Annotated in this window: 12 protein-coding genes, 1 tRNA gene and 2 pseudogenes; all 15 read right to left on the bottom strand. The window is 38.1% G+C overall.

Going from position 1 to position 16,682, the window contains the following annotated elements; all coding sequences use genetic code 11:
* Positions 1-27: 27 nt before the first annotated feature.
* Positions 28-438 (bottom strand): annotated as a pseudogene (locus tag BN2628_RS02185) (DUF6956 domain-containing protein).
* A 399-nt stretch (positions 439-837) separates the two neighbouring features.
* Positions 838-1,248 (bottom strand): annotated as a pseudogene (locus BN2628_RS02190) (DUF6956 domain-containing protein).
* 41 nt (positions 1,249-1,289) lie between these two features.
* Positions 1,290-1,511, bottom strand: a complete 222-nt coding sequence (locus BN2628_RS16680; protein ID WP_074023926.1) for a DUF3873 domain-containing protein — start codon at positions 1,509-1,511, stop codon at positions 1,290-1,292.
* Between the two features lie 76 nt (positions 1,512-1,587).
* A complete protein-coding gene (locus tag BN2628_RS02195) occupies positions 1,588-2,121 on the bottom strand; it encodes an antirestriction protein ArdA (RefSeq protein ID WP_055095906.1) in 534 nt (177 codons plus the stop codon).
* 716 nt (positions 2,122-2,837) lie between these two features.
* A complete protein-coding gene (locus tag BN2628_RS02200; RefSeq protein ID WP_055095908.1) occupies positions 2,838-4,067 on the bottom strand; it encodes a site-specific integrase in 1,230 nt (409 codons plus the stop codon).
* Positions 4,068-4,343: 276 nt separating this feature from the next.
* Positions 4,344-4,430, bottom strand: a tRNA-Ser gene (locus BN2628_RS02205).
* Positions 4,431-4,536: 106 nt separating this feature from the next.
* A complete protein-coding gene (locus tag BN2628_RS02210) occupies positions 4,537-5,238 on the bottom strand; it encodes a Crp/Fnr family transcriptional regulator (protein ID WP_044230547.1) in 702 nt (233 codons plus the stop codon).
* A gap of 195 nt (positions 5,239-5,433) precedes the next feature.
* Complete coding sequence (gene trxB, locus BN2628_RS02215) at positions 5,434-6,381, bottom strand: thioredoxin-disulfide reductase (protein WP_021930314.1); 948 nt, start codon at positions 6,379-6,381, stop codon at positions 5,434-5,436.
* Positions 6,382-6,393: 12 nt separating this feature from the next.
* The gene (locus tag BN2628_RS02220) at positions 6,394-7,032 is read right to left on the bottom strand and encodes an outer membrane lipoprotein periplasmic chaperone LolA1 (protein ID WP_021930315.1); all 639 of its coding nucleotides are present in this window, start codon (positions 7,030-7,032) and stop codon (positions 6,394-6,396) included.
* 1 nt (position 7,033) lies between these two features.
* On the bottom strand, positions 7,034-9,523 hold the full coding sequence (locus BN2628_RS02225; protein WP_021930316.1) for an FtsK/SpoIIIE family DNA translocase: 2,490 nt from the start codon (positions 9,521-9,523) through the stop codon (positions 7,034-7,036).
* A gap of 76 nt (positions 9,524-9,599) precedes the next feature.
* Entirely contained in the window at positions 9,600-11,006 is a 1,407-nt protein-coding gene (locus BN2628_RS02230; RefSeq protein WP_257606367.1) for a TrkH family potassium uptake protein, read from the bottom strand.
* Positions 11,007-11,087: 81 nt separating this feature from the next.
* Positions 11,088-12,422, bottom strand: a complete 1,335-nt coding sequence (trkA, locus tag BN2628_RS02235; RefSeq protein WP_021930318.1) for a Trk system potassium transporter TrkA — start codon at positions 12,420-12,422, stop codon at positions 11,088-11,090.
* A 44-nt stretch (positions 12,423-12,466) separates the two neighbouring features.
* Complete coding sequence (dxs, locus tag BN2628_RS02240; protein ID WP_021930319.1) at positions 12,467-14,362, bottom strand: 1-deoxy-D-xylulose-5-phosphate synthase; 1,896 nt, start codon at positions 14,360-14,362, stop codon at positions 12,467-12,469.
* A gap of 452 nt (positions 14,363-14,814) precedes the next feature.
* Positions 14,815-15,588, bottom strand: coding sequence for a prephenate dehydrogenase (locus BN2628_RS02250; RefSeq protein WP_021930321.1), 774 nt, complete (start codon positions 15,586-15,588; stop codon positions 14,815-14,817).
* Positions 15,589-15,592: 4 nt separating this feature from the next.
* On the bottom strand, positions 15,593-16,666 hold the full coding sequence (locus BN2628_RS02255; protein ID WP_021930322.1) for a bifunctional 3-deoxy-7-phosphoheptulonate synthase/chorismate mutase type II: 1,074 nt from the start codon (positions 16,664-16,666) through the stop codon (positions 15,593-15,595).
* Positions 16,667-16,682: the final 16 nt, after the last annotated feature.

Genomic DNA, 16,682 nt, shown 5'->3' on the forward strand with positions numbered 1-16,682 from the left:
GCTCTGTATGGGTACATATTTCTCTAATCACACTTTTATCTGTTCAAAGTTGTATTCTCCCGTTATGACTGCCGTATGGTCGTTTATGGCTACAAATCTGACACATTCATAGCTGTTTACCCAACCTTGCAGAGAAGAAACGCCCTACATGGAAACATCTTCAAAAACGCTGCGGTCTATTTGGCTAATTGGCTCGCCAAAAACTACTATAATTGTCTGAAAGTTCGGCTTGTCCTCCAGCAGCCGCAAATGGTGTAACGTGCCGAACTCGTCAGACTTGCGCCCCCATGCCCAATCCTCCGTGTAGAAATCATCGCCCCACTGGTGCGGATGGTCGAAATGCACTTTCACGTTTACCGAATATTCGTTTTCTTCCGTGTCCTTGATAGCGCCCGTTACCATCATGCCCGTAAAAATGCACTCGCAACGCCTGCCGATTAGGTCTTTGCTTACTTCTGTCGTTTCATGTCCTCAAACTTTTATGGGTTATTGCTCCGTTCTTTCTTCTCTATCCATTCGTTACGCCTGCGGCGGCATTCTGCCAGCGTCTTAGCCANAGCTTTCGTTCTCGTTCAATAATGACAGCGGCGAGGAAGAAGAGCCGCTCCCGTGAGTTGCCCGACTCACAACGCTGAGTTGCCCAACTCAGCACTTTGGGTCGCCCGGCTTGCGGAAACGTGCCGGGCGGCTTTTTTATGCCAGTCTTTCGGGGAATGTCGGCGGGGTTCTTTGCTACTTTCCTTTCCCGGCACTCACTGAAAGAAAATAATGGCGGCAAACAGCCGCCGTTATCTATTAACTGTTTTTAAGGCTCTGTATGGGTACATATTTCTCTAATCACACTTTTATCTGTTCAAAGTTGTATTCTCCCGTTATGACTGCCGTATGGTCGTTTATGGCTACAAATCTGACACATTCATAGCTGTTTACCCAACCTTGCAGAGAAGAAACGCCCTACATGGAAACATCTTCAAAAACGCTGCGGTCTATTTGGCTAATTGGCTCGCCAAAAACTACTATAATTGTCTGAAAGTTCGGCTTGTCCTCCAGCAGCCGCAAATGGTGTAACGTGCCGAACTCGTCAGACTTGCGCCCCCATGCCCAATCCTCCGTGTAGAAATCATCGCCCCACTGGTGCGGATGGTCGAAATGCACTTTCACGTTTACCGAATATTCGTTTTCTTCCGTGTCCTTGATAGCGCCCGTTACCATCATGCCCGTAAAAATGCACTCGCAACGCCTGCCGATTAGGTCTTTGCTTACTTCTGTCGTTTCATGTCCTCAAACTTTTATGGGTTATTGCTCCGTTCTTTCTTCTCTATCCATTCGTTACGCCTGCGGCGGCATTCTGCCAGCGTCTTAGCCACTGTCGAAAACAGTTCCCCGTCCGTGTGGCGGTAGTCATATTGGCAGAATGTCCGTCCCCTGAATGCGCACGAACGGAATTTCACGAACTTTTCCTCTCCCGGTGTTTGGGTGATGCTCACCCCGTTTCTGTTTAATGATTGCATAAATTTCTGTATTTGTTGGTTACGAATTTGTTATTTTAGTGGGCAGGGCTTTGACACCCCGCCCGGATTATCCTTTTCAAGCCGCCCGGAATACAAAGCCGTCATCAAACCAATAATCGCACATGAACAAATCACGGGCAAATTTTTCATAATCGAAATAGGTCTTTGCGAACTCCGGCAGGTCGTAGCATTCTTCCACGATTTGATAGGCAAAATCTTCTTCATCGTCATACTGCCCTTGATACTCGTCTTGGAAGTCCCTAACAAGGTCGTCCGCATCCTTTTCGCCCACGTCATAGCCTTTGTAGTTGCACCACACGAAAAAGGCTTCCTGTTCCGTGTCGCCCAAATTTTCCACCGCATCCCGCAAGGTGAAGAAGTTCTCGGAAATCCAGCTTTCGGAAATCAAGTTCTCCGGGATGTTCTCGTAATCCTGAAACATAAATTCCGCATCTTCCTCGTCCTTGTGAAGCTCCCGGCAGGCTTCGTAAAACTCTTCCTTGTCCACATAGTCCGACAAGTCCAGCCATGCGCCGAACAGTGAACCGTTGTTGTACTTGCCGTAAGTGCCTACATAAACTTTTGCTTCTGATAATGTTGCCGTTTCCATATCGCTGTAATTTTTAAGTTTTTAATTTTTATGCGGATTCGAGAGGTGAGGGAGTTGAAGTTTCACTGAACTTTTTTCCCGTTTCCCGTAAATCCGACCTTTTTTTATGCGTCTTCCGTCGGGTCGGTCGTTTTCGTTTCACATAGGCTGGTTTGTGAAGTGTCCAGAGCGGGCAAGGTTTCGGCAAAAAATACCTCGCAAGGCAGGGAAGATTTTTTGCACGAACCTGCGGCTTGACCTTTCCGGCTCGTAGGGACACGTAGCTACCTTTGCCTATTGAAACGTGAGAAACGACCTCCCGGCTGGGGGACTGCATAAGGGGGAGGGTTTACCGATAGGGAAACGGGATAAAAGTTCTTGTTCCCTTTCATCTGTTAGGGAACACTATACGAAGCGGGCGGGAAAGGCAAGGGTGTCGGAAGCCCGTCTTTCGATACGCTTGTGCGGGTTTCCGAAGGCTCTTTTCACGAAAAACAGTCAGCCATGTTCCGCACGGCTGGCGTTTCGGGGAATGTGCCGGAGGAAAAGGGGATAAAAAATGCGGGTAGCCCGGTGGACTGCCCGCAAGATAAATGGAAACTACTTGTTGGAATACAATCCATTAAACGGCATTTCGTTACCGAAACCGTTACCTGTCTGTTTCCGGTTTGTCATAGGTAACGAAAAATAGAATTATGTCAGTTAGGGGCATCACATTTTGTGATACCCCTAACTGATTATAAAGCGATTTCCTTGTAAATCTTCTCAATGCCAACAAATTTTTTATCAAGCCCTTGCATATCGTTGCCTATCTTGCTGTTGGTTATGCGGGCGTAAATTTGGGTCGTTTCAATATTTGTATGTCCCAGCATCTTGGACACAGTTTCAATGGGTACGCCCTTTGCCAACGTGGTGGTCGTGGCGAACGTGTGCCGGGCAAGATGGAATGTAAGGTTCTTTTTAACCCCGCAAATGTCGGCGATTTCTTTTAAGTACGCATTTAACTTCTGATTGCTGATTACAGGAAGGATCTTGCCATTCGGCAATTTGCCTTTGTACTTCTTCAAAATCATCTTGGGTATATCCAGCAAGGGAACATTTACATCCGTGTTCGTTTTCTGTCGTTTCGTCATTATCCAAAGTTTGCTGTCAAATGACTTACGGATATTTTCCTCACGCAGATTTGCCACATCGCTGTATGCCAAGCCAGTGAAGCAGGAAAAGATAAATAAGTCCCTGACATGTTCCAGCCGTTCGGAAACCATTTTCTTTTTGAGGATGATTTTTATCTCGTCCTCAGTTAAATATCCTCTGTCCACTTTTTCCAAGTGGATTTTATAGTTGAAAAACGGGTCTTTCTCCAATATGCCATTGTTACGGGCAATAATGATAATACGTTTGAAAAACTGCATAAACTTGGCGGTCGTGTTGTAACCGCATTTACAGGCTGTACGCAAATACAATTCAAAATCGGTAATGAACATCGGAGTTATTTCCTTAATGGATATGTCCGATACATTGTATTTGCTTTGTATAAATTCAGCGAGGTGTCGGCGGGTGACTTCGTATTTGCGGTAGGTCGCTATCGTCTTGGATATGCCTACTAACTGCTTAACATCGTCATTGTGCTTTTTAAACAGGGTCAAAATTGTTTCGTGGCTCTCACTATGACCTAAAAACTCGTTCTTCACTTTCTCAGCGGTAACATAGTTGTCTCGCCGTTGCATTTCATGATAAATGGTATTCAGGGCAGAACGTATGTCGTCCAACAAAGCATTTATCTTTCCTGCATCCTTGCCTTTGGCTTTACCTGATGCTACGTTCCAATTATTAGGAAGGATGCTTTGCTTCGTACTGAACTGGCATAGCTTGCCATCAATGGTGATACGTGCCATAATCATGGCTTCACCGTTTTTCCTTTCTGAACCTTTCTTTAGGTAGAATAGTACCCGGAATGTTGATTTCATAACTCATTGTTTTTAGTCGTTGCAAAATTACTTTTTACTTCTTGTTTTTGAGTTATGCAGCAAGTGGACTAATTAGGTCATTATCAGGTCATTTTAGGACAATTCGTTACCGTTTTTGTCCGGTGGCGAATAGGTAACGATTTAGTAACGTTGCACTGTCTTATTCGGTACTTTTGAAGTCTTGGAAGTAGGGCTTTCGGGCAATAAAAAAAGCCACAAATCATTGATTTGTAGCTTTTTGTCCGTTTACTGACCATTTCTGTCCAGTACGTTCAGCGGAGAGAGAGGGATTCGAACCCTCGGTACAGTTACCCGTACAACGGTTTTCGAGACCGTCCCGATCGACCACTCCGGCATCTTTCCTTTTATGTGACAAATTTATAAATAAATATCTTGAAACGGGATATTTAGGAGTACTATTTTTTATAAAATTATTCTGAATAGAAAAACTTTCACAATCTACATGTTGTTATCCAAAACGACTTATTTTTTTCAATTTTTCTTCATCAATAATCTTTATCTTACGACCATCAACAACTATTATCTTTTCGTTAGCAAAACAGGAAAGTGTCCTAATAGCATTAGATGTCGTCATATTAGAAAGATTTGCTAAATCTTCACGAGCCATATATATATTCAGTGTAGCTCCGTCTTCTTCAAGTCCATAATTTTCCTTAAGAACAATCAACGATTCAGCCAATCTTCCTCGGATATGTTTCTGTGTAAGATTTACTGTACGAGCATCAGAAATTCCCAAATCTTTTGCTAATTCTTTTATAAAGAAATATGCTAACTGATTATTTTTACGTATTTGTGTTTCAACGATTTCCATTGGTAGAAAACCTATAGTCGCAGATTCAAATGCAGATGCTGCCGTTACATAATCCTCATTAGCAAAATAAGCTCTATATCCGAAATATTGAACAGGTCGAATCAATCTGATAATTTGGCTACGTCCACCTACACCATCTTTATAGATTTTCACTTTTCCTTTCAAAAGACACATCAACTGGGTTGCTTTTTCCCCTTCACTATATATCATCTCATTTTTTCTGAAAGTCTGAATATGAAAATTATCTGTTAATGTCCTTTTCTCCTCACTATTCAGAATGGCCCACATATCGGACATATCTTCCTTTAAAATAGACTCTAATGTGCTCTTCTTAACCATGACTTGCTATATAACACTGTTGTATAGCACAAATATATAGATTTTTTCAGTTCAAAGGTTTCAAATATGTATAAAATTTATAATATTGGAAGTAAATTTATTAGATTAGATAAAAAAATCCCCATAAAAATCATTTGAATACAAATTTAATCTTTATGGAGACTATATTTATTATATTTTTTCAATTATTGGGTATTATAAACCGTTTTCTACTAAATAACGTTCTGCATCGATAGCAGCCTTACATCCTGATGCAGCTGCGGTAATGGCCTGTCTGTAACGCGGATCTGCCACATCTCCTGCAGCAAATACACCAGGAACATTTGTTTCTGTAGTTCCGTTATAGGTTATTATATACCCATTCTCATCAAGTTTTAGAAATTTGGCAAATATATCGGTATTCGGTTTATGCCCTATTGCTAAAAAGAAACCATCAATCGGTAAATCTATATATTCTTCCCTGTCAGTTCCTTTAGCTTTCACTAAATGAGCGCCTTGTAAATTGCCATCACCAAAAAGTCCGATAGTTTGTGTTTCAAACATAACTTCTATATTCTCTGTTTCCCGTACTCTTTGTTGCATAATTTTAGATGCTCGCAAATAATCCTTACGTACTATCAAATACACTTTACATGCCAGTTGAGCAAGATATATTGCTTCTTCACATGCAGTATCCCCGCCTCCAACGACAGCCACTACTTTTTTACGGTAAAAAAAGCCATCACAAGTAGCACAAGCAGATACACCCATCCCTGAATATTTAGTTTCATCTGGAAGACCTAAATATTTGGCAGATGCACCTGTTGCTATTATTACAGAATCTGCTTCTACTTTTTTCTCACCATCAATGATTACTGAATAAGGTGATTTGTTAAAATCAACTTCTGTTGCAATGCCATAACGTACATCTGCACCAAAACGTATGGCTTGTTTTTTCAAATCTTCCATCATATCAAAACCTGAAATTCCTTCAGGATAACCTGGAAAGTTCTCTATATCTGTTGTAGTTGTCAATTGTCCTCCAGGCTGTATTCCTTCATACAATACCGGAGCCAGATTTGAACGTCCCGCATATATTGCAGCTGTATATCCGGCAGGACCGGAACCAATGATGAGACAGCGAACTTTTTCGTTATTTTCCATATTCTCTTTTATTTATCGTAAATCAATAATTTCAGCTTCAGGGAACTGTCTTTCGTCAAAAACAAATTCCGAATTCTTAAAGTTCAATCCTGTTTGATATTCAGTAACATGTATATTCAAGCTCGTCTTATTGGAATTAAATACGACAATACTTACCGGATATAGTCGAGTTACATCAATCTCCAATAAAATGTTCTTTATGCCTCCGTTCTTTTGGAGCGGAATCAATTCTACTCTTTCCAAACCATTACTTTTTCCTTTATACAGACTCTTAAATTCTTTTTTATAGGATTTTAATATCATATAAGGATTTACTTCTTGTATTTCATCTCGACTTGGTATACTTAAATTTACTTCATTACTTGATGGCATAAATGCCCACTGATTTTTTCCGTCATACCAAATCATCATATCTTGAGATTTAAGGGTAAAACATTGCCCTTGCATCTTTAAAGTTCCGGACGTACGTCCACTCACTTGATTTTGTGCATTCTTATTCTCTATAGAGAATCGTGCCGATATTCCTTTGGAAGCATTGTACTTTGCAACGACTTTATCAAGAAGTTCAGTTGCCTTACTTTGTGAAAAAACAGCACTTCCACATGCCCAGAAGAAAGCGCCAAATATAAAGGAAAATATATATTTTCTCATCTTATCTTAAATTATTAAATATCTGTTCCAACTGGACCTCATCCATTACCAGAACCTGTCGAGGTTTGCTTCCCTCAGAAGGGCCGACAATTCCGGCAGCTTCTAATTGGTCCATAATACGTCCTGCACGATTATATCCTAAAGAAAATTTTCGTTGTATTAGGGAAGTAGAACCTTGCTGATTCAATACAATTAGACGTGCAGCCTCTTCAAACATGGAATCTCTCTCTTTCAGATTTACCTCACCTATTCCAGAATCTCCACCTTCACCTACATACTCGGGTAGGGCATAAGCCGAACTATATCCTTGTTGGGAACCTATGAAATCGCAAATACGCTCAACTTCTGGAGTATCGATTAACGCACACTGGACACGAACTAAAGAACTTCCTTGAGAAAACAACAAATCTCCCCGTCCTATTAATTGATTTGCACCTGGACAGTCAAGAATTGTTCTTGAATCTATCATAGACGAAACTCTAAACGCTACACGAGCAGGGAAGTTAGCTTTTATAACACCTGTAATAATGTTGGTAGAAGGACGTTGTGTTGCAATAATCATATGAATACCTACAGCCCTCGCCAACTGGGCAATACGAGCAATAGGCATTTCTACTTCTTTGCCTGCGGTCATTATTAAATCTGCAAATTCGTCAACTATGACAACAATATAAGGCATATAACGATGTCCGTTGTTCGGATTCAACCTCCGGGAAATAAACTTGGCATTGTATTCTTTTATATTGCGGGTTTGCGCCTTCTTTAACAAATCGTACCTGTCATCCATTTCTTTAGTTATGGAATTCAATGTTTGTACTACTTTGGTAACGTCTGTTATGATAGCGTCCTCACTGTCCGGTAATTTTGCCAAAAAGTGCTTTTCTATGTTTGAATATATACTAAATTCTACTTTTTTGGGATCAACCAACACCAATTTTAGTTGCGAAGGATGCTTTTTATAAAGCAAAGAGGTGATAATCGCATTCAGGCCGACTGATTTACCTTGTCCTGTAGCCCCTGCGACTAAAACATGTGGCATTTTACATAGGTCGAACATAAATACATCATTCGTTATCGTTTTTCCTAAAACAATAGGAAGATCATATTTACTTTCTTGAAATTTTTTCGAGGATATGACCGAAAGCATGGATACAATCTGAGGGTCTTTATTAGGTACTTCAATGCCGATAGTTCCTTTCCCAGGTATAGGTGCAATAATACGAATTCCTAAAGCTGAGAGACTCAATGCTATATCATCCTCTAAATTTCTTATTTTAGAAACCCTGACTCCGGCTTCTGGGATTATCTCATATAATGTTATAGTAGGTCCTACTGTAGCCTTTATCATTTTGATACGGATACCGTAATTTTTCAAAGTTTCTGCAATTTTTTTCTGATTTGCATTTTGCTCTTCCATATCAATCTGACGGTCTGGCTCATCGTATTTTTCCATCAAATCCAATCCTGGAGATTTATATCGAGACAATTCTAAAGTAGGATCATAGTCATCCAATTCATTTCCCTGATATTCCTCTTCTTCAATTATTTCAGTGCCAGCTTCGACAGTAAAAGTATGTTCTTCTCCTTTTTCTGTTATAGGAATATTATCTTGAGAAATATCTGAATTGTTCTCATTTAGGTGTTGGTTGAATACAACCTCAAACTTATCAGTATCATCATTATTGAAATTTTCGATCTGATTTTCATCTATTTCGGGTGCAATATATTCATATGAGTCTTCTTCTTTATCATTATTCGACAATATATCTTCAGTATTTTTATTCTTATTGTCGTTTGGTGACATTTCATCTACATAATTTTTGTCAGAAGATGATATTTCTTCTTTTCTTTTGGAAGAAGCTTTTATATCTAATGAAAATACTTTTCTTAAAAATGGGACCGTAGAAGAACTGATAGAAATCAGAAAAGTCAAAACTCCAGCAATGATTACGAGTAAGGTTCCTGACCAACCGATATTTGCTTTGAGTAATAAGGTCGTGTAGTATCCATGTTGTCCACCTAAGTAAATAAAAGAATCTTGGTAACTATCGATAAAAAAGAAACCGCATATCAAAGATCCTAATATCACTATTGCACATGTGTAGCATATCCACTTAATAACAGAGATTTGCTTGACTTTCATTAGCTTCAGCCCGATAGCACATACAAAAATGCAAATAACAAACGATGATACTCCTACCCATTGATTGATAAACAAATTAGATAGATATGCTCCTAAGGCTCCAGTCCAGTTTTGAATATCATTTTTCACACTACTGAGTTCTGCCAAAGACAAATTCTCCAATTTGCTTTGATCTGCATCTCCCGTATAAAAAAACGACATAAACGAAATAAATAAATATACACCAAACATAACGAAAAGCAATCCCGCAACAAAATGGGTGCGCTCATCCTTGAAGAAATTGATTACCTTTCTTATGAGAGAATCTTCGTTCTTATGTTGTTTTTTATCTTCTTTTTTCTTAACCATAAAAAATTTTTCAATTTTGACAAATACAAAAATACGAAAAGTTTGCCAGTATCTTTTTTGAAATAAAACTATCTGTTTATTTTTTCCAAAAATAGGGAGTAAAAATAATCAAGATTGTAAATAATTCAAGACGACCTACCAACATAACAAAAGACAAAAGCCAGATACCGGCATCCGGAATAAGAGCGAAGTCCGATCCCATTCGACCAAATCCGGGACCAATGTTACTGAGACATGAAAGAGTACATCCAAAAGCCTCTTCGAACGTAAGTCCCATAGCCGAAAGTAATACCGAACTGATGACAAATACAAGCAAATAAACGAAAATGAAAGCTAATATTTTCGATACTAATTCGTATGAAATTACTTTATTATTCACTCGAACCGGAACTACGGCATTCGGATGAATATGGCGATATAGTTCATTAACTGTATTTTTTATCAAGACTACAAGGCGTATTGTTTTTGCTCCTCCACTGGTAGAACCCGCGCAAGCACCAAAAAACATAACCAAAAACAATATGACGGCATAAAATGGTCCCCAGTCGTTGAAATTAGCTGTAGTAAATCCTGTTGTAGTAATATTAGTGACTACCTGAAACAATGATGAACGTATAGTACCTTCTGCAGAACCCTGTATTTGCCCGCTCATAAACAGCCCTGCGGCAATAGCTATAGTAGCCAATATCAAAACATAGGTATACCATCTCACCTCTTCGTCTTTAAAAAGTGACTTATAGTCTCCTTTCACAACAGCAAAATATACTATTGAAAAATTTATACCTGAAATGTACATAAAGAAGATGATAATATAATCAATATAGGCCGAGTTCCAATAAGCAATACTGGCTTGCTTTGTCGAATAACCTCCTGTTGCAGTTGTTGACATGGCATGACAAATTGCATCAAATAAATCCATAGGCCCAAGTACGAGACAAATGACGAGAACTGTTGTTATTGCAACATACATTCCCCATAGTCTTTTTGCTGTTTGGCCTATTCTTGGACGTAATTTATTATGAGTAATGCCTGTTGTTTCAGCATTAAATAATTGTATTCCGCCTCCTGAATTAAGCATTGGCAATATAGCGAGGGTAAACAAAATTATACCCATACCCCCTAACCATTGTGTAAAACATCTCCAAAAAAGAATGCCATGGGGCAAATTATCAATATCTGTCAAAACAGTAGCTCCGGTTGTCGTAAAACCGGAAATTGTTTCAAAAAAGGCATCTGCTACATTCGGAATGCATCCATGTATAATAAAAGGAAGCATTCCAAAAATAGAAAAAAAGATCCATGTTGTAGCAACGATAAGAAAACCTTCTCTCTTTGCCAGATGTTTTGAATGATTACGAGTCGTCATTATCATTATAACACCTGCCACAATCGTGATTCCTATCGTTGTCAAAAAAGCAAAAGCATCACTTTCATCATACCAAAGAGACACCAAGAAAGGTACAATCATAAAAAATGCTTCCATGCATAAAAGCATTCCTATGACTCGAAATACTATTTTAAAATTTATTTGTTGTATATCGTTTTTATGCACTTCTGTATCATTTTAATTAAAGAGTTTCTCTATTTTTCGAATAGCGGTATCCAAGCAAAATACAACAACATGGTCATTTGGCTGAATGTGAGTATTACCATTAACAATAAGCCCTTTACCATCACGAATCAATCCACCTATGGTTAAATCTTTAGGCAAAGACAAATCTTTTACTTGGGCCTTAGTTATTTTTGACCCTTCTTTGGCAATGAGTTCCGCAACTTCTGCATCAGCCAGACTGAGGCACTTCACATTTGAATCATCTTCGTCAAGGAGCAATTGGTAGATACGGCTGGCTGCTATTAGTTTCTTGTTGATAACCGAACCGATATTCAGTCCCTCAGCTACAGTGATAAAAGATATATTTTCGACTTCAGCTACAGTTTTAGGTACGCCAAAACCTTTGGCAGTAAGGCATGCCAGAATGTTGGTCTCTGAGCTATCGGTCAATGCAATAAACGCATCAGTATCCATTATTCCTTCTTCTTTTAGAAGGTCTATATCTCGTCCGTCACCTTGAATAATCACTGTATCATTCATCTTTTCAACCAGCTTATAACTCTTTGCTTTATCCGATTCAATAAGTTTTATTTTGAGATATTCCGGTGCAATATCTGCAATACGTACAGCGATACGGCTTCCCCCCATAATCATTACTTTACGAACATCTATTTCAGTTTTGCCAGTTAACAAACGTATATCTTGTATATGATCTGGGGTAGTAGTAAAATATACGATATCATTCAATCTGATAATATCATTACCACGGGGAATAATCGTTTCGTCTTTTCTCTTTATAGCCGCTATATGATAGAAATTGTGTTCTCTTGTTAAATCACTCAATTTGTAATCGAGAATTTTTGCCTGTTCTCGAAGCTTTGCTCCAATAAGAATAAGTTCTCCATTACATAATTCGAACCAATTCCTTACCCAAGTCCGTTTCAATGCAGTAACTACTTCTTGCGCGGCTAACATTTCTGGATAAATCAATACATCAACTCCAAGTTTTTTAAAAAATGCTTGATTATCAGGTAATAAATATTCGTAATTATCGATGCGAGCCACAGTCTTTACTGCGCCTAAATTGGTAGCCATTGTACAAGCTGTAATATTTCGAGACTCAAATGGGGTTACTGCAACAAACAGATCGGCTCGGTTCACTCCGGCTTTTTTCAGAACATCAAATGAAGTAGGAGAGCCCACGACTGTCATCAAATTATAATTGGCATCTATCCACTGCAATTTCTCGACATCCGTATCGATAAGTATGATATCTTGATCTTCTCGGGATAATAGTTTTGCAAGATGTGTCCCGACTTCTCCAGCTCCCGCAATTATTATTTTCATTGTTCCGTTGTCTTAATATAAAATAATTCTGGATTAATTTTTAATTACCACTCAGAAACCAATATATTTCTTATATTTTCTTCATCCATTTTGCATAATTTATATAATTCTGCAATTGTACCATGTTCTATAAATTGATCAGGTATTCCTATCCGTTTTATACGAGGAGTGTAATTATTATCTGACATAAATTCCAAAACGGCAATACCTAATCCACCTTTTATGCTTCCGTCCTCGACAGTTACAATACGCTTAAATTTTCGGCCTATCTCATGAAGAATTCCTTCATCAATAGGTTTTAAAAAAATCATATCATAATGTGCGATAGAAGCACCTGCTTCTTCAGCCTTTTCTATCGCTTTTGCCGCAATATTTCCTATCGGACCGATACTAATCAACGCTATGTCATTCCCATCCTTTAATTTTCGGCCTTTTCCTATTTCCAATAGTTTGGGAGTACACTTCCAATCTGTCAGTACTCCACGCCCTCGAGGATATCGAATAGTAAATACACCTGTATCTTCTGCTTGGGCTGTATACATCAAATGGCGCAAATAATGTTCATTCATAGGGGATGCTATAGTCATATTGGGAATACATCTCATATATGATAAATCAAATGCTCCATGATGAGTGACGCCATCTTCTCCTACCAGACCTGCACGGTCAAGGCAAAAAATAACATGTAGATTTTGAATAGCAACATCATGTATGACTTCATCAAAAGCCCTTTGCATAAATGTTGAGTATATATTGCAGAACGGAATTAGTCCCTCTTTAGCCAGTCCTCCCGAAAAAGTAACTGCATGTTCCTCAGCAATGCCAACGTCAAATGTTCTATGTGGATATTTGTTCATCATATACGTCATAGAGCACCCTGTAGGCATTGCGGGAGTAATACCTACAATTTTTTCATTTTTCTCAGCTAATTCCAGCAATGTAAGGCCAAATACGTCTTGAAACAATGGTGGCAAATTATTACTGTTGGGAATAATCCGCTCTCCCGTTTCTATATTAAACTTACCAGGAGCATGCCACTCGGTTGCAGCTTTTTCTGCAGGAGCGTACCCTTTGCCTTTTACTGTCCGCAAATGTAGCAGTTTAGGGCCTGTCATATCTTTTATGTCATTTAATACCCGCACCATTGTTCCGACGTCATGACCATCCAATGGGCCGAAATAACGGATATTCAATCCTTCAAAAATATTTTGCCTTCGGCCAATGAGAGCTTTCAGACTATTATTGAAACGTAAAATGAAACCTTTGCTTTCCTCTGTTACCAAGTTAAGTCTACGTAAGGCAAGGTATACCTTATACCTTAGACGATTATAGCGAGGAGAAGTGGTCAATTTTATTAAATATTCATTTAATGCCCCGACATTATGGTCTATGGCCATATCATTATCATTCAGTATAATAAGTAAATTATTGGGGTTAATAGCAGCATTATTTAAACCTTCAAATGCCAATCCTCCTGATATGGATGCGTCTCCTATAACTGCAATTACTTTCTGGTCGTTCTCGTGTTTTAGATTAGCAGCTACTGCCATACCTAAAGCTGCAGAAATTGAATTAGACGCATGCCCTGCTATAAAAGCATCATATTCACTCTCTTTAGGATTTGGAAAGCCACTTATTCCTTTGAATTTGCGATTTGTAGAGAATAAATCTTTTCTACCTGTCAAGATTTTATGACTATACGCCTGATGTCCCACATCCCATACAATGCGATCATATGGAGTATTAAATACATAATGCAAAGCCACAGTAAGTTCTATTGCCCCTAAACTTGATGCAAAATGACCGGGATTATGAGACAATTCCTCTATTATAAATTTTCTTAACTCATCACATACTTGAGGAAGCTGAGAAATGTTAAGTTTCCTTAAGTCTGCTGGAATATGTAATGTCGATAATATATCGTTTTTTTTACTGTTCATAACGAAATCAACAATTCGATTGCAAATGTAGTTCTTTTACCGAAGATTTGTCTCTAATTTAAAGGTTTATTGTTTTTACTATTATTCATTATTTATGAACAATATTGATTTTCATTCCTTTCGCTTTTTTATTTGTTTATAAATAGGAGCAAAAATAATGACACCTGAAAAAAAGATGGTCAATGCTACACGAGTATTTATTCCATGATAACCCTTAATCAATAGATAACATAATAACAACCACAGTAAAGTAATACAGCAGATTCTGAAATTGGATAACTTTCGCATTTTATCGATTTTACAGGTTATATATGCAAATATATACAAAGATTTCTTTAAAGTAAAATTATAGTATAAATATACTCTGATGAATCTAATACAAAAAATATCACCCTTAGTATGGTCCAAGGGTGATATTTTTTTGGAGAGAAGATTCTAAAACAAATTTATACTCATTTCAAATTGTTTCTCACCTTTGTTAAATATTTCTTCATGCTTTCACTATCCTTTTTATTGATTATGTTCAATAATTCAGACAATTGTTCTTGTATAAGTTGTACCTGAGCCGGAGTATGAGGATTAAAGAGAATTTCTGTTAGTAAATAATCATCTTCAGATAATAATCCTCGGGCGATATCCATATGTTTTTTGAATGTTGTTCCTGGTGCTTCTTGGTGTTTCATTACTGAAGCAAACACCAGGGTAGAAGCAAAAGGTATAGATAATGAATAAGCTATAGTCTCATCATGTTCTTTAAATGAATATTCAAAGATTTTAAGCCTCAGATTATTGTATAAATCTTTAAAAAATACCTTTCCCAAATGGTCTGATTCAGAAATAATAATGGTATTTTGAGTACTTAAATCACTCAAATTAGCAAATGTAGGTCCAAACATAGGATGAGTAGATACAAATGGATGTCCTGCATCTTTATAGAATTCAGGTAATCCTGTTTTTACCGAAGCAATATCTGAAATGATACAGTTTGCTGGGATATAAGGCAACACCATTTTGAATGCTTGTATTGTATATTTTACGGTTGCAGCATTGATTACCAGTTCTGGTTCAAAAGCTTTTATTTCATCGAGCTTTGTCATTCGTTGCGTATTAAATGCAAAACGCAAACGCTGAGGGTCAGTGTCAAACAAGGCCACTTCATGCTGGAAACATAATACATCAGCAAAAAAAGACCCCATTTTCCCAGCACCTAAAATTAAAATTTTCATTTCATTAATCGTTCAAAATTTTTATTTGTTGCCTTACCGATTCTTCATGTATAGCTTGTAACACAACTTTCATAAACTCTCCATCCATTTCCATATCTTCAGCTTGATTAATACGCTTATTCAATATTTCATCATAGCGGGCAGTTTGTAATACTGGCATATCGTGTTCTTTCTTATATTGGCCTATTTCCCGAGATACTCTCATTCGTTTTGCTAGTAATTCCAGAAGCTGGTCGTCAAGTTCATCTATCTGTTTTCGCAATTCAGATAAACTCTCTGTGGTTTGAGTCGTCTCGCGTACAACCAGCATATTTAAAATATAATTCAAAACATCAGGAGTAATCTGTTGATTTTTGTCGCTCCATGCACAGTCTGGGTTACAATGTGATTCTATAATCAAACCATCAAATCCTAAATCCATAGCTTGTTGGGATAGAGGAGCAATCAATTCTCTTTTTCCTCCGATATGACTGGGATCGCAGATAATCGGTAAATTTGGAAGGCGGCGACGCAGTTCAATGGGAATGTGCCATTGGGGTAAATTTCGGTACATCTTTTTATCATATGAACTGAATCCGCGATGTATTACACCTATTCGGTGCAATCCTGCATTGTATATCCTTTCTACGGCACCTATCCATAATTCCAAATCTGGATTTACCGGATTTTTAATAAGGATCGGAATATCCACACCTTTCAATGCATCAGCGATTTCTTGTACAGCAAAAGGATTCGCAGTTGTTCTGGCTCCGATCCAAAGTAAGTCTACTCCATATTTTAATGCTTCAAAGACATGTCGTTCGTTTGCTACTTCAGTCGAAACATACATTCCGGTCTCTTCTTTCACATGCTTCAACCATACGAGTCCTTCACTTCCGACACCCTCAAACCCCCCTGGCTTTGTACGGGGTTTCCAAATTCCAGCCCGAAAAATCTTTATACCTTTATTTGCCAAATCTTTTGCTGTAGAAAGCACTTGTTCTTCCGTTTCGGCACTACATGGACCAGCTATAATCAACGGTCTTTTTTCTTCTATACCAGGTAATAAAATAGATTCTAAATTCAATGATTCTGCCATATTTCTATTTTTTATA

The organism is Gabonia massiliensis (assembly GCF_001403595.1).
GTDB classification, from domain to species: Bacteria; Bacteroidota; Bacteroidia; order Bacteroidales; family Coprobacteraceae; genus Coprobacter; species Coprobacter secundus.

Bases quoted from the DNA above. Each gene is read 5' to 3' on its own strand.
- BN2628_RS16680 (WP_074023926.1), bottom strand. From the start codon at position 1,511: ATGCAATCATTAAACAGAAACGGGGTGAGCATCACCCAAACACCGGGA.
- BN2628_RS02195 (WP_055095906.1), bottom strand. From the start codon at position 2,121: ATGGAAACGGCAACATTATCAGAAGCAAAAGTTTATGTAGGCACTTAC.
- BN2628_RS02200 (WP_055095908.1), bottom strand. From the start codon at position 4,067: ATGAAATCAACATTCCGGGTACTATTCTACCTAAAGAAAGGTTCAGAA.
- BN2628_RS02210 (WP_044230547.1), bottom strand. From the start codon at position 5,238: ATGGTTAAGAAGAGCACATTAGAGTCTATTTTAAAGGAAGATATGTCC.
- trxB (WP_021930314.1), bottom strand. From the start codon at position 6,381: ATGGAAAATAACGAAAAAGTTCGCTGTCTCATCATTGGTTCCGGTCCT.
- BN2628_RS02220 (WP_021930315.1), bottom strand. From the start codon at position 7,032: ATGAGAAAATATATATTTTCCTTTATATTTGGCGCTTTCTTCTGGGCA.
- BN2628_RS02225 (WP_021930316.1), bottom strand. From the start codon at position 9,523: ATGGTTAAGAAAAAAGAAGATAAAAAACAACATAAGAACGAAGATTCT.
- BN2628_RS02230 (WP_257606367.1), bottom strand. From the start codon at position 11,006: ATGGAAGCATTTTTTATGATTGTACCTTTCTTGGTGTCTCTTTGGTAT.
- trkA (WP_021930318.1), bottom strand. From the start codon at position 12,422: ATGAAAATAATAATTGCGGGAGCTGGAGAAGTCGGGACACATCTTGCA.
- dxs (WP_021930319.1), bottom strand. From the start codon at position 14,362: ATGAACAGTAAAAAAAACGATATATTATCGACATTACATATTCCAGCA.
- BN2628_RS02250 (WP_021930321.1), bottom strand. From the start codon at position 15,588: ATGAAAATTTTAATTTTAGGTGCTGGGAAAATGGGGTCTTTTTTTGCT.
- BN2628_RS02255 (WP_021930322.1), bottom strand. From the start codon at position 16,666: ATGGCAGAATCATTGAATTTAGAATCTATTTTATTACCTGGTATAGAA.